Origin of the sequence: Arcticibacter sp., assembly GCF_045629565.1 — a bacterium.
Taxonomy (GTDB): domain Bacteria; phylum Bacteroidota; class Bacteroidia; order Sphingobacteriales; family Sphingobacteriaceae; genus Arcticibacter.
On record NZ_JAZQRL010000132.1, the window covers coordinates 1 to 20,386 of the forward strand.

At 44.8% G+C, this 20,386-nt stretch carries 16 protein-coding genes; 11 read left to right on the forward strand and 5 right to left on the reverse strand.

The window, feature by feature from the left end; translation table 11 throughout:
* From nrfH to ccsA, 3 genes are all read left to right on the forward strand, one after another.
* On the forward strand, positions 1-668 hold a 668-nt coding region (gene nrfH, locus ACKI5J_RS19305), incomplete at its 5' end, for a cytochrome c nitrite reductase small subunit (protein WP_407431481.1).
* A gap of 17 nt (positions 669-685) precedes the next feature.
* Positions 686-2,173: an ammonia-forming cytochrome c nitrite reductase gene (gene nrfA / locus ACKI5J_RS19310; RefSeq protein WP_407431483.1), complete on the forward strand. Its 1,488-nt coding sequence runs from the start codon at positions 686-688 to the stop codon at positions 2,171-2,173.
* Between the two features lie 100 nt (positions 2,174-2,273).
* On the forward strand, positions 2,274-5,405 hold the full coding sequence (gene ccsA, locus ACKI5J_RS19315) for a cytochrome c biogenesis protein CcsA (protein ID WP_407431485.1): 3,132 nt from the start codon (positions 2,274-2,276) through the stop codon (positions 5,403-5,405).
* A gap of 1 nt (position 5,406) precedes the next feature.
* Here ccsA and ACKI5J_RS19320 read toward each other — a convergent pair whose 3' ends face one another.
* The 3 genes from ACKI5J_RS19320 to ACKI5J_RS19330 all read right to left on the reverse strand — a co-directional run bounded on the left by ACKI5J_RS19320 (position 5,407) and on the right by ACKI5J_RS19330 (position 8,182).
* The gene (locus ACKI5J_RS19320; RefSeq protein WP_407431487.1) at positions 5,407-6,141 is read right to left on the reverse strand and encodes a LytR/AlgR family response regulator transcription factor; all 735 of its coding nucleotides are present in this window, start codon (positions 6,139-6,141) and stop codon (positions 5,407-5,409) included.
* 60 nt (positions 6,142-6,201) lie between these two features.
* A complete protein-coding gene (locus tag ACKI5J_RS19325; RefSeq protein WP_407431489.1) occupies positions 6,202-6,798 on the reverse strand; it encodes a Crp/Fnr family transcriptional regulator in 597 nt (198 codons plus the stop codon).
* A 64-nt stretch (positions 6,799-6,862) separates the two neighbouring features.
* Entirely contained in the window at positions 6,863-8,182 is a 1,320-nt protein-coding gene (locus ACKI5J_RS19330; RefSeq protein ID WP_407431491.1) for an OmpA family protein, read from the reverse strand.
* A 215-nt stretch (positions 8,183-8,397) separates the two neighbouring features.
* On the opposite strand from ACKI5J_RS19330, the gene ACKI5J_RS19335 reads away from it, so the two are divergent.
* Genes ACKI5J_RS19335 through xseB form a run of 3 tightly spaced genes read left to right on the forward strand, consistent with a single transcriptional unit; the run spans position 8,398 to position 12,753 of the window.
* Positions 8,398-11,211, forward strand: coding sequence for a M16 family metallopeptidase (locus tag ACKI5J_RS19335; RefSeq protein WP_407431493.1), 2,814 nt, complete (start codon positions 8,398-8,400; stop codon positions 11,209-11,211).
* A gap of 7 nt (positions 11,212-11,218) precedes the next feature.
* Positions 11,219-12,544, forward strand: coding sequence for an exodeoxyribonuclease VII large subunit (gene xseA / locus ACKI5J_RS19340; protein ID WP_407431495.1), 1,326 nt, complete (start codon positions 11,219-11,221; stop codon positions 12,542-12,544).
* Positions 12,545-12,546: 2 nt separating this feature from the next.
* The gene (gene xseB, locus ACKI5J_RS19345) at positions 12,547-12,753 is read left to right on the forward strand and encodes an exodeoxyribonuclease VII small subunit (RefSeq protein WP_407431496.1); all 207 of its coding nucleotides are present in this window, start codon (positions 12,547-12,549) and stop codon (positions 12,751-12,753) included.
* Here the strand turns inward: xseB and ACKI5J_RS19350 are convergent.
* Together ACKI5J_RS19350 and ACKI5J_RS19355 are read right to left on the reverse strand one after the other, a co-directional pair.
* On the reverse strand, positions 12,750-13,304 hold the full coding sequence (locus tag ACKI5J_RS19350) for a hypothetical protein (protein ID WP_407431498.1): 555 nt from the start codon (positions 13,302-13,304) through the stop codon (positions 12,750-12,752). The two genes, xseB and ACKI5J_RS19350, sit on opposite strands and share 4 nt — an antisense overlap.
* A gap of 72 nt (positions 13,305-13,376) precedes the next feature.
* The gene (locus ACKI5J_RS19355; RefSeq protein WP_407431500.1) at positions 13,377-13,814 is read right to left on the reverse strand and encodes a DUF6526 family protein; all 438 of its coding nucleotides are present in this window, start codon (positions 13,812-13,814) and stop codon (positions 13,377-13,379) included.
* A gap of 109 nt (positions 13,815-13,923) precedes the next feature.
* Here ACKI5J_RS19355 and ACKI5J_RS19360 point away from each other — a divergent pair, with 109 nt between their 5' ends.
* Genes ACKI5J_RS19360 through ACKI5J_RS19380 form a run of 5 tightly spaced genes read left to right on the forward strand, consistent with a single transcriptional unit; the run spans position 13,924 to position 20,379 of the window.
* On the forward strand, positions 13,924-15,768 hold the full coding sequence (locus ACKI5J_RS19360) for a M1 family metallopeptidase (RefSeq protein WP_407431502.1): 1,845 nt from the start codon (positions 13,924-13,926) through the stop codon (positions 15,766-15,768).
* 25 nt (positions 15,769-15,793) lie between these two features.
* Positions 15,794-17,830, forward strand: coding sequence for a BatA domain-containing protein (locus tag ACKI5J_RS19365; protein WP_407431504.1), 2,037 nt, complete (start codon positions 15,794-15,796; stop codon positions 17,828-17,830).
* Between the two features lie 15 nt (positions 17,831-17,845).
* The gene (locus tag ACKI5J_RS19370; RefSeq protein WP_407431506.1) at positions 17,846-19,114 is read left to right on the forward strand and encodes a dihydroorotase; all 1,269 of its coding nucleotides are present in this window, start codon (positions 17,846-17,848) and stop codon (positions 19,112-19,114) included.
* Between the two features lie 5 nt (positions 19,115-19,119).
* The gene (locus ACKI5J_RS19375; protein WP_407431508.1) at positions 19,120-19,794 is read left to right on the forward strand and encodes a hypothetical protein; all 675 of its coding nucleotides are present in this window, start codon (positions 19,120-19,122) and stop codon (positions 19,792-19,794) included.
* The gene (locus ACKI5J_RS19380; RefSeq protein WP_407431510.1) at positions 19,795-20,379 is read left to right on the forward strand and encodes a DUF4199 domain-containing protein; all 585 of its coding nucleotides are present in this window, start codon (positions 19,795-19,797) and stop codon (positions 20,377-20,379) included.
* The last annotated feature ends 7 nt before the right edge of the window (positions 20,380-20,386 follow it).

Here is a 20,386-nt window from a genome sequence, read left to right on the forward strand (position 1 = left end):
GTGCTAATCTACAAACCCGAAATATGACGAGATTTCGAAAATTTAAGCGCTTTCTCTTCAGGTACAATCTGATACCGACAAAGAAGTGGCGTCCGGCAGCCATTGTGGCCGTTGCGTCGTTCGTGGGTTTGGGGTTATACATAGTAAGGCTGAGCAATGCCGCTTCATATTTGTCCGATGATCCCCAGGCATGTGTCAACTGTCATTTAATGACTCCTCAGTATATTACCTGGAACCATAGTTCTCATCGCGAGGTGGCAAATTGCAACGACTGTCATGTTCCTCACAACAATGTTTTCAATAAATATTATTTTAAAGCGAAGGATGGCTTGTATCACGCTTCAATCTTTACGCTGAGGGCTGAGCCACAGGTGATAAAAGCTAAAGAACCTTCAGTTGAGGTCATTCAGGATAATTGCATTCGCTGTCATAGCGATCAGGTTACAGATGCTAAGTTGGTTGGTTTTGTGGCGGATCATTTCGAAAAGCGAACGGACAGGACCTGCTGGGATTGTCACCGCGAAGTTCCGCACGGAAGGGTGAAGGGTTTATCTTCTACGGGCTTACAGATTGAGCCGATTCGGGCGCATGCGCCGCCGGGAACCAAAGTAGTGCCGGATTGGCTGGAGCAATCGATGAATCAAAAGAAGGAAAAAAAGAAAAACTGAGTAAAAAATATAAATCGATGAAAAACTGGATACTATTTACTGCAACAATTGTCGTTGTGTTTCTGCTTTCTATGCTTGTCTATTCGATAATGGATAGAAAGACAGAAGCCAGGTTTGCTTATCATCCTCAGGTCGCTATCGAAGGTATTGAGCCTCGTGATTCTCTTTGGGGAATGAACTACCCGAGGCAATACCAGTCTTACCAAAAAACGCTTGATACCACCTTTAAGAGTAAGTATAATACAAGCGGTTTTCGTGATGCATTGGAAGAGAATCCGGAATCGATCATCCTTTGGGCAGGATATGCTTTCAGTAAGGGATATAACCAGCCGAGAGGCCACAATCATGCTATACGTGACGTGCTTAGTTCTGTGCGGATTGGCGCACCAAAGGATCCCGAAGAAGACAATATGCCGAGCACCTGCTGGACATGTAAAAGCCCTGATGTTCCCCGCCTGATGAGTGAACTTGGGGTGACAGAATTCTACAGTAAGAAACTCTCGGATTTTGGCAGCGAAATCATCAATCCTATCGGTTGTGCGGATTGTCATGATCCAAAGACGATGAACTTAACGATAACCAGGCCTGCTTTGATAGAAGCGTATCAAGCTATGGGCAAAGACATCAATAAAGCGTCTCACCAGGAAATGCGTTCGCTGGTTTGTGCTCAGTGCCACGTTGAATATTACTTTGACAAGAATAAGCCTGATGCAAAAGGCGCAGCGTATGTTACCTTTCCGTGGAAGGATGGCTTTACCGCTGAAGATATGGAGAAGTATTATGACAGTATAGATTTTGCAGATTGGGTGCACCCGTTAAGTAAAGCCCGCATGCTGAAGGCACAACATCCTGATTATGAAATATATTCCTTTGGAGTACATGCCAAGCGAGGAGTGTCGTGTGCCGACTGTCATATGCCATACGGTACAGAAGGAGGACAAAAATTTACCGACCATCATATCGGCTCGCCATTGGCAAACGTCGAGAATTCGTGCTTCGTGTGTCACCGCGAAAAAGTATCCGATCTTGTTAATGATGTTTATGAGCGTCAGGGTAAGGTAAAGCAGGGTGTGATGCAGCTTCAACGTCACATCGCGATGGCTCATCTGGAGGCTGAAAAAGCGTGGAAGCTGGGAGCAACTGAGGCTAAGATGGCTAAGATTTTAAAAGGAATCAGGAACGCACAATGGAGATGGGACTATGTATCTGCTTCACATGGGGCTGGTTTTCATGCTCCATTGGAGTCAAGCCGTATTATAGCTTCCGGCTCGGCGATTATTCAGGATGCCCGTGTTGAGCTGGCAAGGGTGCTTGCTTCACTTGGTCATAATGAACCGGTACAAATGCCGAATTTAAGCAGTAAATCTGCGCTTCAGGCTTATATAGGAATAGATTTGGAAAAGGAAAAAATCCAAAAAGCAAACTTCCTGGAGCAGGTTGTTCCCAAATGGCTGAAAGAGGGTAAAGAACGCGAAGCAAAACTTAAAGTAAATATGATTCAATAACTGAGCTCAGCTAAGCAATCATTTATCATCTTCTGGAGAGAATTGAAAATTATCTCCATGCCCGGGTTTTAAATAACCGCGGGCATTTACACGACCAAGCATGACTTATCTGAAATTTCTTCTCTCAACTCGTATCTCCCTCATTCTTCTTATAGCATTTGCCTTTTCAAATGCAGTAGCTACGTTTATCGAAAACGATCATGGAACAGCTGTCGCCAGAGGACTGGTGTACGAAGCCTGGTGGTTTGAATTGATTATGCTTTGGTTGGCGGTTAATTTTCTGGCCCATATTGACAAGTATAAATTGTTTCATAAGAACCGCTGGCCGGTGGGCTTATTTCATATTGCCTTTGTGATTATCATTTTTGGGGCCGGTGTGACCAGATATTTCAGCGAAGAGGGCCTGATACATATTCGGGAAAAGCAGAAAGAAAATACCTTTTTTACAAATGCACGCTATTTGCAGATTAAGCAGTCGGGTGTTACAGATAGTAAGCGATTGGAGAAGCCAATGAATTTGATCGGGCATAATTTTGAACCTGTGACCGTAGGCGCTGCGTTTGGTGATGAAGACTTTAAGGTGACTTTTGAGAAATTTATAACCAAGGCGAAAGAGGAGATCGTCCCGGGAAAGGATACTTACTTAGATGTTGCCGTTGCAATGGGAGAAGGACGGACAGACCATCTCATCACCTTAGGGAGTGCATTGCAGATGGGTGCGATGGTTCTGGGTACGAATGAGCAAGCGAAAAGTACGATTAAGATTTTTAAAAGGGATAGTATGTGGGTCATCAAGTCGGATGTTCATCTTCAAGTGATGGAGATGGCCACTCAGAAGATTGGTGTTCTTCATGCGGGTGAAGATAAGGAGTTGCAACTCAGGTCACTTTATCAATGGGATGGAGGGGCATTTATTGTGAAGGCTATTCACGAGAATGCTTCTATCAAGTATAGCAGGGAAGATGATGAACAGATGGCAAAGGGCTTACCGGATGTGGTCAAGTTGAAGATAACAGACGGCAGTGGTAAGACCGTGATGTCTGACTATATAAAATTATCCAGTCTTGATCCGACATGGCATCCTTTTACCGCCAATGGAAGACAATATTCAGTGACCTACGGACCAAAAGCAGAGGTATTGCCGTTCGGTCTTTATCTGAGGGAATTCGAGTTAAAGAGATATCCGGGTAGTCAGAGTCCGGAGAGTTACGCCAGTGAACTTACTGTAATGGATGGCGAAAAGGAATTTCCATATCGTGTGTTTATGAATAACGTGCTTGATTATAAAGGTTTCCGGTTTTATCAATCATCTTATGATACCGATGAAAAGGGAACGGTTCTTTCAGTGAGCCGCGACCGGCCTGGCACTTATCTAACTTATCTTGGCTATACCTTGCTGACCGTTGGTATGTTTTTTACACTTTTCGCCAGGGGGAGCAGATTCACCATGCTGAATAAGAAGCTACGGAGCATACGAAGGAGTTCAGGTGCTGCGGGTGTTTTGGCTCTGATTTTTCTGGCTGGCTTAGTGCATGCACAGACGCCGCAGGTTCCGAAGATTGCGGTTGTACCTCTGGAAAAGGCGAACCATTATGGGCGGTTAATCGTTCAGGATTTGGACGGACGTATGAAGCCTCTTAATACATTGGCCAATGAGATCGTACGCAAGCTTAATGGGAAGTCTCGTATAACTGTCCCGTCGGCTGACGGAGATATTCAAATGTCTTCCGAACAGTTTCTGCTAGCCGTTCAGTTAGACCCAGTACTTTTTAGTCAGATGCCCGTGATACGTATAGACAGGAAGAAATCTGTGCTTGCGTTCAAGGCTCTTGGGATCGAACCAGCTGACCGAATCAGTTTTAAAGCTTTCTTGAATGACAAGGGTGACTATCTGCTGCACGACCTCGTAGAGGAAGCGAACAAGATGAAGCCTGCGGAACGGAATGAGGGACATAAGGAATTGCTGAAGACCGACGAACGTTTTAATATCTTCTATGCCTTGTTGACTGGAGATTTCTTGCGAATATTTCCTAATAGAAGTGACCAGAACAATACCTGGTTTACCAGCCAGCAGTCACAAAGCGGGTTTGAAGAAGAGGATGCCACTTTCGTGAAAAATATTACGTCGCTCTACCTTACAGGACTTCAAAAAGGCCTTCAAAAGAACGACTGGAAGCAAGGTGACGATGCTCTGGAGTATATACATCTGTTTCAGCAGAAAGCTGGCGAGCGCGTTTATCCGTCGGAGCAGTTAATAGAGGCTGAACTTTTATATAATAAGCTGAACCTTGGAAATAAGCTTTTTGGAGCTTTCTGGGTCCTAGGTGCCCTACTGCTGGTGCTCGGAATTGTTATGCTTTTCAGGGAGTCGGGTCTGATGGAGCGGCTATGGACTATAGGTAAGTGGTTGGCATGGACCGGGCTTATCGTTTTTACATTTCATCTTGTATTGAGATGGTATATCGCCAAGCATCCGCCATGGAGTGACGGCTTTGAAATGCTCGTTTTTGTCGCCTGGGGTGTCTTGCTTTTCGGTCTGCTATTCTCGGGTAAGTCCCGATTTACGGTTCCCTTAGGCTTATTGTTTTCGGGTACGCTGTTGTTTGTGAGTTTCCTGGACTGGCTGAATCCGGAAATTACCAATCTTATGCCGGTACTGCATTCCTACTGGCTTAAGATCCACGTGGCGATAATTGTCAGTTCATATGCGCCTCTCGCCCTTGCGGCAATATTGGCGTTGCTGAGCCTTATACTTATTATTTTCAAACCGAAGACGCCTACTGTTAACTGGTGGATAAGCATGCAGGAGTTGACAATAGTGAACGAGCTTGCCATAACGATAGGGTTGTTTCTCCTTGCAATAGGTACTTTCCTGGGAGGTGTGTGGGCGAACGAGAGTTGGGGAAGATATTGGGCATGGGATCCAAAAGAGACCTGGGCACTTATCTCCGTGATAATCTACGCCTTTGTATTGCATTTGAGGCTCATTCCGGCTCTCAAAAGTGCGATTGTTTATAATCTGGCGAGCTTGTGGGCATTTGCATCGATCATTATGACATCCTTTGGCGTAAACTACTATCTTTCTGGATTACATTCCTATGCAGCAGGAGATCCTGTTCCCGTTCCCGTCTGGGTATACTGGGCGGTTGCTGTCCTGTTGCTTATTTCTGTGATGGCAGCCATTCAGCACAGAAAAATGTCTGCTGAAAGCAGGAAGAACCTGGTTGTTTAGTTCATAAAATCAGTTGCTTGATGGAAGGCATATAATTTCGGCCGACGTTAATTTCAACCTGGTTAGGCAGCGTCACGAACAGTCGGGTAATTTCCCGGTGCAGGGTCTTAATATGTTCGATGTTGATTATATAGGAGCGATGTATGCGTATGAAGCGGTTTTTATCGAGTTTACGTTCAATACTGCTGATGCCCAATGAGCTTAAGTAAGCATCGTTATTATCCGTATATATCCAGGTATAATCACGGTCGGCTTTGAAGTACGTTACATTATTAAGGGAAATACTTTCCAGTCTTCTGCCATTTTCTACAAGGATGCGATTAGGAAGTTCGGATTTGTTGATGGAGATTTCAAGATTTCCATTGTCTATTTTCAGATCGTGCCATTTTATATACTTATCTAAGGCCTGATGTAAACGCTCCTTTCGAATAGGCTTCAATATGTAGTCCAATGCGTTATGTTCAAAAGCTTTTAACGCGTGAATACCGCTTCTTGCAATGAAGATTAGCGCTGGCAGGTGGCTGGCGCTTTCGAGCACAGTCCACGCATTTTTCCCCGGGAGGTCGACATCGATTAACAATAGCTGTGGCTCCAGCGCATTTATGTCTTTCAACGCTTCTATTCCATTGGTGCATTCTCCCGCTAAGAAAAAGGAAGGGGAACATCTGAGGATTTTTGACGTGCGACGGCGCTGTTCATGATCGGCATCAGCAATAACGACAGATATTTTTTTCATTAAGATGTTGAATTTCACAGCAAAGATAACGGCATGTGAGGTGCCTGAACCTGACATATGTCAGGAACTTAATCCGTAGCGCTGATTAACTTGTTTGCGGATTCTGCTGAGACTATCCTGATGAATACCAAGAAACGAGGCTATATATTTCAAAGGAATAGTTTGGATGATTTGGGGTTGTTGCATAAGGATCTTCTGGTAACGCTCCTCAGCGGTAAGGCAAACGGCATCGATCTGCATATCTTGCAACCAGATCAGCAGGCGGTGCATAATCGCCTGTTCTATTGCGTAGGCCTTGTCGACATGCTGTTTGATAGCCATCACGTCTGCTTGGGACCATTCGAGTACATCGATATCAGTGAGCGTTTCCAGCCCGCAATTAGAGGGTGCACCGTTGAGCAAGAAAAGGGGAGTTGAGATAAAATCGTTTAATGATACCAGGCCAAGGGTATAGTCATTTCCTTCATATACCCGGAATAGTCTCACGATTCCTTGATTAAGGAAAAATAGCCTGTTTACTTTTTTCCCCTGATGCATGACAATGGTGTGTTTCGGTATTATCCGATGGGTGGTGACGGTAGAAATCATGCGGATATCGTCAGGGCTTAGGAATATTTCCCTTGACTGTAGGTATGCACAAACTTTATCAAAAGTCATGGTATGATTATAAGCGTAACAAATTAACTAAGGCTTACTTATAAATATACCGATTAGTGTTTTACTAAAGACGTACAAATTCGACTCTTCTGTTTCTCGCCATAGCTTCTTTAGTTTTTTCTGTTGAAGCTGGACTTGATTCGCCTTTTCCCATTGCTTCAAGCCGCTCCTCGGAGATGCCAAAAGTGTTGTGGAGGACTGCTTTTACAGCCAACGCCCGGCGTTCGCTCAGCTGTTGGTTAGTTTTTTCTTCACCCACAGCATCTGTATGGCCAACGATCCGGATCTTCGTGTCTTTATTTTGATTCAATACATCAGCGATTGATTTTAGAACGCCAGCTGATTCCGCTCTAATGGTAGCCGAGCCGGTGTCGAAAAGAATACCTGTAGTGCTGAATTTGCCTTCCTCTATCCATTTATGTCTCAGATCGGGCATTCCTTTCGCTATCTTGATGTTCGTGAAGTATACCCCTATCTGATCATCCTGGTAGGGACTACTGCTTAACTGAAAGAACAACTGATTAAACATTCCTTCGAGAGGGATGGCTTTTGGAACGTCGTATATTTTATCCTCGTCCACCCATATGCGTAGTCGTTCTTTTTGGCCTTGTAACGATACATGCACCACCTTTCCATACCATTTTTTTGCCAAACTGCTGCTCTGTGTCGGGCTGTTGAAATACCTTTTATGATTTATATAGCTCTCCATTGCTATGTTAGCTCCGGTTGAAAGTGGCGAGATTTCCATATAAAGAGATTTGTCGCCCTTCGGATCGGAGAGCAAACTATTGCCGGCAGGATCTGCCTTTCCGGTAGCCAGAAGCCCGAACCGGATCGATGGTGGTAACCATCCTTTGAAGTCAATTTGCAGGAACATATCAAACTCTACGGTGAAATCATCGCCCAGCATCTTCTTGTTGTCAGATAGACAGACTGTCCGTTGGGCCATACGCAGCCACTGTCCCTCCAGGCCATCAAGCTTCACCAGAACAGCGCTTCCATTACTGTTCCATCCGGCTGGTAACTCACTAAAGGCCTCATCGGAAAAGTCGTTCACATACAAGATAGAGTCTCCCGCAATGAAATCGAATTTACTAAATGCCTTTACTGTACTTGCGGGCTGCAGGCTACCGTCAAATGTTCGGGTTTTGGACTCTCCACTCGTTGGCTTGTCTTGTTCAGCACTTGTTTTTTCGACGGTCTTATCTATGCCTTTTGAAATTGCCTTCTCGGTTTTATCCAAAATTTTTCCGGTGGCTGTTTGTGCTGCGCGGTCTTTTATTTTTTTCAGGATAGATTGCGCTTGTGAGGACGGTGAAGTCATGGCCATTGTAGTGACGACTACAACATAGGCGGATATTTGTGTGGATCTTAACCAAGTCATTGCATTCGATATTAACATATTCATGTCCAAGATAGAACACTGAAAAGTCTGTAGTTAATCGTTTCGACCAGGCGACCATTTAAGGCTACGAAGCAACTATAGGGTCGACCAGGAACAATCAGCCTTCTCTCCGTTACCTCGTTTTTCCTTCTTACTATTGATTTCTCTCTGGTGTAAAAATCGTATCTTTCTGGCCGTTACTTTATCCAACATCAATGAAATATTTTAACCGTATCGTTATCATGCTTGTTGCCCTAGGCTCAAGCGCTTTGCCGTCATCGGCTCAAAAAAAGCTGCCATTGGATTCGCAGGTTAAAACAGGCAAGCTAGCTAACGGCTTTACTTATTATATACGAAAAAACACAGAACCTAAAGCCCGGGTACAGCTCTATCTTGCCATTAAAGCCGGTTCTATTCTTGAAAATGAAGACCAGCGAGGACTGGCGCATTTCATGGAGCATATGAGTTTTAATGGAACCAAGAACTTCCCTAAGAACGAGCTTGTTAATTATTTGCAGAAGTCAGGAGTTCGCTTTGGCGCAGATCTCAATGCCTATACCAGCTTCGACGAGACAGTCTACCAACTTCCCTTACCTACAGATGATCCCGAGCTGCTGAAGAACGGGATGCAGATCATGCGGGACTGGGCGCAGGATGCGTTGCTGGACACAGATGAGATCGAAAAGGAGAGGGGTGTTGTGCTGGAAGAAAAACGATTAGGAAAAGGCGCACAGCAGAGGATGCAGGATAAATATCTGCCAACAATTCTGAACAGCTCCCGTTACGCAAACCGCCTTCCGATAGGTACGGATGAGGTGCTAAAAGGGTTTAAGCCCGAGACGATCACTCAGTTTTATAAAGACTGGTATCGGCCGAACCTTCAGGCATTAATTGTGGTGGGAGATATTGACGTTGCACAGATTGAACAAATGATAAAGGATAAGTTTTCTGATCTGAAAAATCCTCCTAAAGAACGTAAGAGGATTGAGTACAAGATTCCCCTGTTAAATAAAAATCAGTTTGTTGCTGTTACCGACAAGGAGATGCAATATACGGTTGCTCAGGTTATTATTAAGCATCCGGAAAGAGAAATTAAGACTACGTCTGATCTTAGACACAATATCATCCGTTCCCTTTATAACGAGATGATGGGAGCCCGATTCGGAGAGCTTATGAAACAGGCTGAACCTCCTTTTCTGCAGGGTGGGAGCAGCATCAGTTCGTTTTTGGCGGGTCTTGATGCCGCAAGTGCCGTTGTTGTGGCAAAACCGGGCGAGCTTGAAAAAGGATTTAAAGCCGTGTTTACGGAGGTCGAGCGCGTTAGGAAACATGGATTTACAGCAACCGAACTCGAGCGGGCAAAGGCTTCGTATATGAGCGGAATGGAAGCTGCACTGAAGGAAAAAGATAAGACCAATTCGGCATCTTATGTTCAGGAATACCTTCAGTTGTTTTTGAAGGGAACTGCAAGTCCGGGTATAGATTATGAATACAATTTTGCGAAAACGGAAATTCCCGGTATTTCATTGAATGAAGTTAACAGCCTTACCAAGCAGTACCTGACGGAAATTAACAGGGACGTGATTATTATGGCTCCGGACAAGGAAAAGGAAAGTCTTCCAAAAGAGGAGACTGTCCGTTCATGGATTCAGTCGATCGCTAATTCAAGTATTGCCGCTTATGTTGACCAGGTTTCAGATAAGCCATTGATGGGGCAAGCGCCTGCACCAGGAAAAGTTGTCTCTGAAAAGAAAAATGAAAAGCTTGGTTTTACTGAATTAACGCTGAGTAATGGTGTCAAAGTTGTTCTTAAGCCTACTGACTTCAAGAATGACGAGATACTGATTAACGCTTTCAGTCCCGGCGGCACATCGCTATATCCGGATTCGTTATATGAAACGGCATCTTTTGCCAGTTCTATCGTAGCGAGAAGTGGCATATCATCGTTTAACTCTATTCAATTGCCCAAGCTACTTAACGGAAAGCGAGTGAGCGTAAGTCCGTACATTACCGAACGGGCGGAAGGTATATCTGCTTTCGCCGCTCCGCAGGATCTGGAAATTGCTATGCAGCTGATTCATCTCTACTTTACCGAACCGAGGATGGATAAGGATATTTTCCAGTCAATCATGCAGCAGCAGCGGGGAGCTTTGGCTAATCGCGCCAATGATCCCAACAGCGTATTTGGTGATACCATTGCCGCAGTGCTGGGCAATTATAATATCCGTCGTACAGGGCCGAGTGTTGAAAAACTAAATATGGTTAGAGAGGGTAAGCTGCTGGATATTTATAAGGATCGTTTCGCTGACGCCAGTGATTTTACGTTCACATTTGTAGGCAATTTTGAACTTGAGCAGATCAAGCCTCTTCTGGCCACTTATCTAGGATCGTTGCCGTCTACAAAGCGTGTTGAAGAGGCCAGAGACCTGAATATTAACACACCGGAAGGGGTTATCACGAAGAAGGTATATAAAGGGCAAGAGCCTAAAGCTACAGTACGACTGGTATTCAGTGGCTTCTATGAATATAATGAAGATAATAATAATCAGATCCAGGCATTGGGCGAAGTTCTACAGATTAAGCTGATTGAGCGCCTGCGTGAGTTAGAAAGTGGAGTGTATAGCCCGGGCGCAAGAGCAGGATATAGCAAGTTCCCAAAGAACAAGTATTCATTTACGGTATCTTTCGGTTGCGCACCTGAGAACGTAGACCGCCTGATTGCCGCTACGCTGGATGAAATTGAGAAAATAAAATCCAACGGGGCAGATGCGTCAGATGTGGAGAAGTTCCTGGCAGAAGAAAGACGGACTACGGAATTGCAGTTGAAGCAAAATAGCTTCTGGGCAAGCTACCTGAGCTCAGCTTATCAGCTTAAAGACGATCCCGAAGAGATCCTGACTTATCTGGATTCATTAAAAAAAATTACTCCCCAGAGCTTAAAAGCTGCAGCGAACAAATATTTGAGCGGAAAAAACATGATCAAGCTGATTCTCCTTCCGGAATCGGAGGCAGCAGCGAAGGCTAACTAGTTGCTCTATGAATACCTATCTCACACTTCAACAGCTATTGCTGAACATCCAGGGGCAGCTCCGTCAGGCTTTCCCCGGAAGTTACTGGATCAAGGCAGAGCTTGCCGGGGTGAGGCGTGTAGGGAGTCATGTTTACTTTGAACTGATACAGATCAGCAGCGGCCAAAAGGTTGCGCAGATTAAGGGTACGGCTTTCTATGGTGAGGGTACACAAGCGATTCACGCCTTCGAGCAAACGACAGGCCAAAGGTTTACGGAAGGAATCAAGATAGGATTGAGAGCTGCTGTGAGCTACCATCCCGTCTATGGACTGAGCCTGAATCTCCTGGAGTTGGATGCAGAGCTGACGATTGGTGGTATCGAGCTGCAACGGAAGCAGACCCTTGACTTGCTGTTACGTAACAACGCAATGCTTTTGTCTCTACAAGATGGGGTATACATTACCCCTAATAAGCTGCTGCCATTACCCCCGGTTGTTCAAAAGGTTGCGATTATTACATCAAAAACATCAGATGCATATGCGGACCTGATGCATTGTCTGGAGACAAATGATCACGGCTACCGGTTTCATACGGAGCTTTATGAAGCGCTGGTTCATGGATATAATGCGGCGGCATCTATAATGGAAGCTCTTGGAAAGATCAAGGCTTCTGGCATCCGCTACGATGTGGTTATACTGACCAGAGGAGGAGGCGCTCCGGCGGATTTTCTACCCTTTGATGACTACGATCTGGCTCTGAACATCGCATTGTTCCCAACGCCAATCCTTACGGGTATTGGACACCAGATGAATCAGGGAATTGCTGACTTCTTCGCCAGGGTTCATATGAAGACACCGACCATGGCAGCCCAGTTCCTGATAGACCATAACCACTTGTTTGAAAAGAGGCTTAGTATGATGTCAGGAGCTATTAACCAAACAGCTACATCCCTGATGGCGTATAAAAACAGCCGCTTTATGATGTTGCAGTCAAGGCTCGGCTCGGCGACGAAAGAGGCCCTTCAGCATAAATGTTATCAGCTCCGGAATGTAGAGTCGGGTCTGTATCCGGCAACCTTTCGACTTTTGAAAAATCAAGATTCAAAGATCATGATGAAGTCTGCTCAAATCAGTTTTCGTCTGCCTTTTTATTTCGCTGCCACACAGAAAAATCTCCTGCATTTGAAGGAACATATACAGAGCCTTAGTCCCGATCGTTTGCTAAGAAGAGGATTCGCCATGATTCGAAAAGACGGTAGTTATGTTGTTGGAAGTGAATTGAATGAGGGGGATAACGTTGAAATTGTACTACACAAAGAGAGCTACGAAGCTGCTATCACAAGAAAATTATAGCTATGACTGAAGAGATGACATACGAGAGTGCATTTGCTGAATTGGATAAGATCTATCAGGAAATAAACAATGAGGAGGTATCGGTGGATCTGCTTGCAGAAAAAGTAAAGCGGGCGGCTGTGCTGATTGAATTTTGCCAGACCAGACTCCGCTCTACTGAAGATGAGGTGAATAAGATTATAGCCAGTATGCCAGGCAAGGTCGATTAATCGAGAGTTTGAAGAGCGCGCATAAAGACGGTATATATTTCCCTTAAAAGGGCAGGATCTGTGATCCCTGCCTGAATCTTTAACTCCAGGAACGGGGCCTTCTCGTCGTTTTCTTCGAGAGCATAGTCGACAATACCAAAACTAAGGTCCTCGTATGCCAGAAGGATTCGCCTCAACTGGTCATCCGCAAAAAGGGTAGCCGTTTTTAATTCACTATTCGTTTTTACGATGAATTTCTCGTCGAACTCGACATAACCGAGCACAGCATCCTGCATGCCAAAGAACTTACCGATCTCATCAATAAATCCTTGTTTGTGTATGGAGAAGCGAAAGGCATCGCGACTGTATAAGTAGGAGCTGAAGGTTGTAAAAGCGGTTCCGCTTTCGAATCCGCCGCCAAGATCAATTCCTATGTCAAGCACTACCCTGCGGCCTGCCTGGTCCAGTACTACGTGGTAATCAAGAAGGTCCTTATTTGTAATATAGTCTGAGTTTAGTTGTGCCCAGATCTGATCTTCTGTTTCTCCTGAAATGATATGTTCTTGCTCCATTAAGTTCGGTTTCTTAATAAACCGATATTGGCTAGTTAAGTTTTTGGATCCTACATCTATGCGCGATTGGACTTACACCCTCATGTGGTCGGGGTGCCAGTTCTGGATGGCGTTTTTAATCGCGCCGGGATCAAGGTTCTGGTCAAGGGCTCTTTGGATTAACGCGACAAGTTCTGGATCTGATGCGAATCGTAAAGCTGCCAGCTGCGAGAACGATAGCCGGTTTTCAACCTGATCGAAAGGGACACCAGTTAACTGAAAGTAACGAAGACGCATTTCCAGTCTTACCGTACGATTTTGATTCGTCAGGGCATAATGCTGCCGGGTCATGTAGGATAACCAGCAAAGGAGGATCAGAATGGCAGTGATAAAGGAGAAGACTACTCTATTCTCAGCGTCTGTAATTGTATAAAAGGCCGCGGATATGATTAAAAGCAAAATCACCGGATAAAAAATGAAATGGTGAGGGGCGTAGAAGCGGATGTGATTATTGATATCCTGTTTTTCCATGTGTGAAGTTCTTTTTTTGATGCTTTTGCAGTAATTTTCCCCGCAAATGTATACATCAATGTTTCTTAGGACAAACATGTCAAGGCTGGTCGGTGTTTTTTTTATTTCTATGGTGCTAGGTTTTGCAGAACTTCGGTCTCAAACGCTCGATGAAACGAGGGATATAATAGGGGCATATGGAAAGGCAACACGGTCGCTATCCGGGAAGCCGGGGGAGAAATATTGGCAGAACAGCGCCGCATATGATATCTCTATCAACGTCTTGCCGCCTTCGCGGACTATCAGCGGATCAGAAACGATTACCTATCAGAATAACAGTCCGGACACGTTAATGTCCATCGTTATTAAGCTAATTCTTAATGAGCACAAACCGGGCGCGGCACGTTTTGGACGCGTCGATAAAGATTATTTAACGACTGGCATTAAGATAGAAAAGTTGCTGATTGATGGAAAAAAGAGCCGATGGACAAGGAATATGGGAAAGGGCACATGGCAGGAGCTGCCTCTGGCGGAGCCACTGCTGCCCGGTGCAAAGGTGAAGATGGAGATTGACTGGAATTATCCCATTTCACGTAAAGCAGGTCGGGAAGGTATGCTCGACCCGACAACTTTTTTTCTCGCTTATTTTTATCCCAGGGTAGCCGTCTATGACGATTATGCAGGCTGGGATAAATCGGATTTTAACGGAGGACCAGAGTTCTACAATGATTTCAATGACTATAATTTAAAGATTTCAGTTCCTGCAAATTATGTTGTTTGGGCTACCGGTGTCTTGAAGAATGCTGAGCAGGTCTTGCAGGCGGGAGTCATAGATCGGTTGAAGCAGGCGGCTGAGTCGGACTCGACGATTTCGATAGCTAGCCTGGAAGACCTCAAAGGACAGGAGATCACGAAGCAGAACAAGATAAATACCTGGCACTTTGAAGCCTCAAATGTTCCGGATGTAGCTGCAGGATTAAGTGATCATTATATCTGGGATGCCTCCAGTGTTATTGTAGACAGCACGACTGGCAGAAGGGCTGAGATGCATGCGGCATATTCGGATACGGCTTCTGCTTATAGAGAAATGGTGCAGGACGGAAGATATGCGCTGAACTGGTTTTCTCATCACTTGCCGGGTGTACCATATCCTTATCCGAAAATGACAGCATTTGAGGGTAACGCCGACATGGAGTATCCGATGATGATTAATGATACCTCCATTGAAGGCCCGAATGGAAGAAGGGTGACGAACCACGAGATTGCGCATTCCTGGTTTCCCTTTTACATGGGTACTAATGAAACGCGCTATGCCTTTATGGACGAGGGCTGGGCCAGCACGCTTGAACTGCTCATAGGTCGCAGTTACGCGGAGAGAGATGTAATTTATGATCTTTACAAGCTGAAGCGCGTAAAACCCTGGATCGAAAGCGCGCGTCGGGGAGGAGAGGTGCCAGTTATCACCCCTTCCAATGAGCTGAAAGCAGCATACCGGTTTAATGCATATAACAAGCCGTCGCTCGCCTATCTAGCGCTTATTGATCTGTTAGGTGAAAATCTTTTCAAAAAATGTCTTTTGGAATATATGGGAAGGTGGAACGGAAAGCATCCAATGCCATGGGATTTCTTTTACACGTTCAATGACGTCTCGGGCAGATCATTAAATTGGTTTTGGAAGAGCTGGTTTTTCTCCAGGAATTATATTGATCTCTCGCTTAGGAAGGTTGAGAGATCTGATAATGGATACATTCTGTATATACGCAATACTGGTGGTTTCATTGTGCCATTCGACATAGTGATCAGCTACGGTGATGGTACACTCGAAACTGTACACCAAACGCCTGCTATTTGGGAGCAGAATGGAAAGGAAGTTATTGTTAATCTCAGATCCCGTAAGTCGATCCGAGAGATCAAACTGGACGGTGATCTTTTTATGGACGCGAATGTCAATGATAATATGTGGAGGGACAAATAGGGTTATTTATGTGTATTTTTGACTGATGCGATTCATTGTTCCCGAGTTTCTGTTTGCGCTTGGCTTAATTGCAGTTCCTGTAATTGTTCACCTTTTTAATTTCAGGCGATTTAAAAAGGTGTATTTTTCGAACATATCGTTGCTGAAGAAAGTTGAACTGCAGACCACGGGATCGCGCCAGGTCAAGCGCTATGCTTTACTGGTGTGCCGCTCACTGGCGGTAATCTTTTTGGTGCTTGCTTTTGCACGGCCATATATAGCTGATAACGGAAGTGATAGTGATATTAATGCTGAATATGTCAGCGTCTATGTCGATAATTCATATAGCATGGAAGCAATCAGCAGGGAGGGCAGCTTACTTGAAGAGGCAAAGAGCAAGGCTAAGGATATTGTGTCAATGTACGGGCCAAACATCAGGATTCAGCTGGTGACCAACGATTTCGAGGGCATTCATCAGCGTTTGATGACAAAAGAAGAATTTCAGGATGCTGTCGACACTATCCGGATAAGTCCACGCAGTCGTAACTTCAGGCAGGTGCTTGACAGGCAAAATATGTTGTTCAGCGGAAAAGCAGCTCAATCAAAGGTTACCTACTTTTTATCGGATTTTCAACGTAACCTTCGGGACGGGCAGAGGATAAGTGCCGACACTTCCAACCGCTACTCATTAGTCAAATTAAGAGCGGAAGGGCTTACGAATATCTCAATTGATTCTTTATGGTTTTTATCGCCATTGCATAAACCCGGGGAATCAGAGCAACTAGTGGTGAGCTTAAGCAATAATTCAGATAATATGGCGGAGCAGGTGTCTGTCAGATTGCAGGTGGCAGGTCAGCAGAAAGCACTGTCAACTGTTGATATTGAAGGCAGGCGGCAGGTAATGGATACATTAACTTTTAATTCGCAAGAAAGCGGTTGGCAGGAAGCAAGTGTAGAAATTGTTGATAATCCTTTCAACTTTGATGACAAGTATTTCTTTACATATCCTGTCAGGGAATCTTTGCCGCTTCTTATACTGGATAAGAAGGAGGCCAATCTGTATATTAACGCAGTATATCAATCTGAACCATTTTTTGAAGTGGAGCATGCAGATGTTGGAAGTGTAAACTATTCAGGTCTCGACGCTTATCCAATGATTGTCTTGGCTGGCCTGTCAAGCATTAGTGAAGGACTCAGTCAACAACTGTCAGAATATGTTCGTAAAGGGGGCACTCTTTTCCTATTTCCTCCGCAGGAGGGAGACTTGTCTGATTTGACGAGCCTTAATTCCCGTCTCGGTATTGACCAACCCCTAGGACGGATCAATGAAGCAGTAAGGGCTGACTACATGGATACTCGCCATCCGATCTTTGGTGATGTTTTCCAGTCCTTACCGAGGAATATGAATCTTCCCTCAGCGAAATCCTATGTGCGGTACTCAAATTTAATAAGAAGCAGCCGTCGCGTTTTACTCAAATTCGAGAACGAAGACTTCTTTCTTGCTCATTATACTGTAGGAGCGGGACAGGTGTTCTTGTCAGCGGTAGCCGCCGAGGAAGGCAGTTCGAATTTAGTTAGACATCCGTTATTCGTCCCTATCATGTATCAGTCGGCCTTTTCAAGTTTGCGTGATCAGCCTCTTTATTACACGCTTGGTAGAGAGGAACTGATCAATATTCAGAATTCGGATTCAGGTACCAGGGAGGGGCTGAGACTGAGAGCTGGAGACAGGGAAATCATTCCAGACATCAGGCAAACAGAAAGCGGTATCAGGTTGTTTATCTCAGACGAGGCAATGAAGCCTGGAATTTACGATCTGATACGTGGGAGCCATTTAATAAGTAAGGTAGCCTTCAATACCAATCCATCCGAATCGGACTTAAGCTATTTAGATGATGACATGCTTGAGGAGGTGTTTCCAAAAGGAGCTTTCAACCTCTATGATACAGGTGACAATACATTGGCATCAGAAATAAAAGCCGCAAATTATGGTGTGCAGTTGTGGAAACTTTGTCTAATTTTATCCCTGATTTGCCTTGCTGCGGAAATCCTGCTCTTGCGTTACTACGGGCAGAAGACTTAAAAGATTAACGATCAAATGAATACACTACTCTTTCGCTCAGCCACACTTATCTGTCCAAATTCCGAATATCATAAAAAGTCTGTTGATGTATTGATAAAGGACGGCAAGATTGAAGAGCTGTCTGGAAACATTGACGCTGGTAAAGAAGGGTTGCAGGTGATAAATGCAAAAGGTTGCTACCTGGCCCCTGGATTTTTTGATCTTAACGCCAGTTTTGGTGAACCTGGATATGAGACACGGGAGGACTTGATAAGTGGAGCCCTGGCCGCTATGGCCGGAGGATTTACGGGAGTGGCTATTCAACCATCTACTAATCCGCCTATACATTCGAAGTCGGAAGTTTCTTATATAGTAAACCGCAGTTCCAGCTTCCTAACGGATGTTCATCCGCTCGGATGTATAAGCTATGGAAGAGAAGGCAAAGATCTGGCAGAGCTATACGATATGAAACTTGCGGGAGCCGTGGCCTTTACAGACGGTAACCGGCCTATAAATGACTCTGGACTGATGAGCAGGGCCTTACTTTATGCAAAGGGATTTGACGGCCTTGTGTTTTCTTATCCGGAGGACAGCTCAGTAGCAGGGAAGGGTAAAATGAACGAAGGAGTTGTTAGTACTTTTTTGGGAATGAAAGGTATTCCGAGCCTTGCCGAAGAAATCGCTATTTCGAGAGATTTATACTTAGCAGAATACAATGACTCAAGGATCCACTTCAGCACCATTTCTTCAGCGGGCAGTGTAAGGCTGATTCGGGAAGCGAAAGCGAAGGGGGTTCGCGTTACCTGTGACGTTGCGGCCCATCATCTCGTACTTACCGATGAGGTTCTGAAGGGCTTCGATACCAATTACAAAGTTAAACCTCCATTGAGAGGTATGGAAGACGTAGATGCTCTCCTGGAAGGATTGACTGACGGAACGATTGACGCGATCGTATCCCAACATACACCGCACGAAATTGAGTTCAAAGATGTTGAGTTTGAAATAGCGTCATTTGGGATTATAGGTCTTCAAACCGTTCTACCGCTGGCTTTGAAAACCGGATTGCCGGTTGATCTACTAGTGGAGAAGCTGTCTGTTAACCCGCGAAAAATATTGAATTTGCCTTTGCCTTCATTAGAGAAGGGAGATGTTGCCAACTTAGTTCTCTTTAGTGAGGATTTAGAATGGGTCTTTGACCCGGGCAGCAATAAATCTAAAGCGGCCAATTCACCTTTTATAGGTCAAACACTGAAAGGAAGGGTTCTGGCCGTGTGTAACAATGAACAGTTTTATTATCAACAATAAGGACTATGGAAAAACAGATCGAAAAGGCAGTAAATGCCGCGTTAGCGCAATTTGAGAGTATCTCAGGAAAATCAGTTGGCGAGTTCCAGGACAAGATCAGTACTGTCTTCGATTCTGAGAAGGGTTTTATGGATAAGGTTGCGGACCTGGATGCCGCATTTGACGATGAGCCGTCGCTGGAGAATCTTCGTGAGGTGTTTTTTGATCTGCTAATGGTCAATTTCTTTTCGGAAGATGTGCATAAGCTGGAGGAAGATTATCTGGAGACTCCAGAGTGGGAAGAAATTGAAAATCAAACGATTGATCGTGGTACAGAACTACTGAACGTCTTGCTCTATATTCAGGAGTGCGAGGATGAGGACATTCAGCCGGAACTCGAAGACTTCCTGAAGGAGTTCTTGCTCGTTGATGAGGATGAGTTTCAGGATGAGCACCGTATCTATGAGGATATGATAGCCAACCAGGTATTGATGGAAAGCAATGTTGAGGAGATCAGCAAGGTTGCTGCGAGCTTGTCTGAGGAATCGGAAATAGGGGATTTATTTTATCCGGTGATGTGTTTCTTTTTACAGACCACTCCGGAAGAAGACGAGGTTCAGGAGGTTATTAACTACAGTCAGGAACCAGACTTTGATGCCGTAGTATACTCCATGTTAGTGGCGTTTAATGAAGGAGAATAGGTGGCCGAAGTATCAATAAATCAAAGAGAATTAAAAAAAGGTGGGGCCATTAATGGCCTCATCTTTGGTATTATCGTCTTGCTTGCTGGTATTATTTCCGTTTATATGCTGGCAAATACAGCGAATTTTGCCCTGGTTGTTGCAACGCCCTTGATCGTGTCATTACTCGTTCCACTCGGAGCTGCGGTTTTTTTAGCGCTTAGTTTGAGAAAGCGAGTAGGGGGGTACTGGACTTTGAGACAGGCAACTACCGGGATATTTATTATGTTCATCGTGGCCTACACTTTTTCGACCGTGGGGAATTTCGTGTTTTATGAAGTAAGTGGGCCCGCTTTGAAAGCTAAGACGAAGGAAAACCTGGTTAGGGTGACCACCTCGTTCCTCGAAAGGCAGGGAGCAAATCAGGATGAGATTGACGCATCTGTAGACAAAGTAAATGCCGGTTTCGCAGAAGGAGCTGTTTTGACTACCGGACAAATGGTTCAGGGATATTTGCAGGCTATCATCATTATTTTTGTAGTTGCCCTTATCTTTGCAGCGATATTTAAAAAAGAGCCTCCGGTCTTTGTAAGAGAAGAGGACTAATAATATG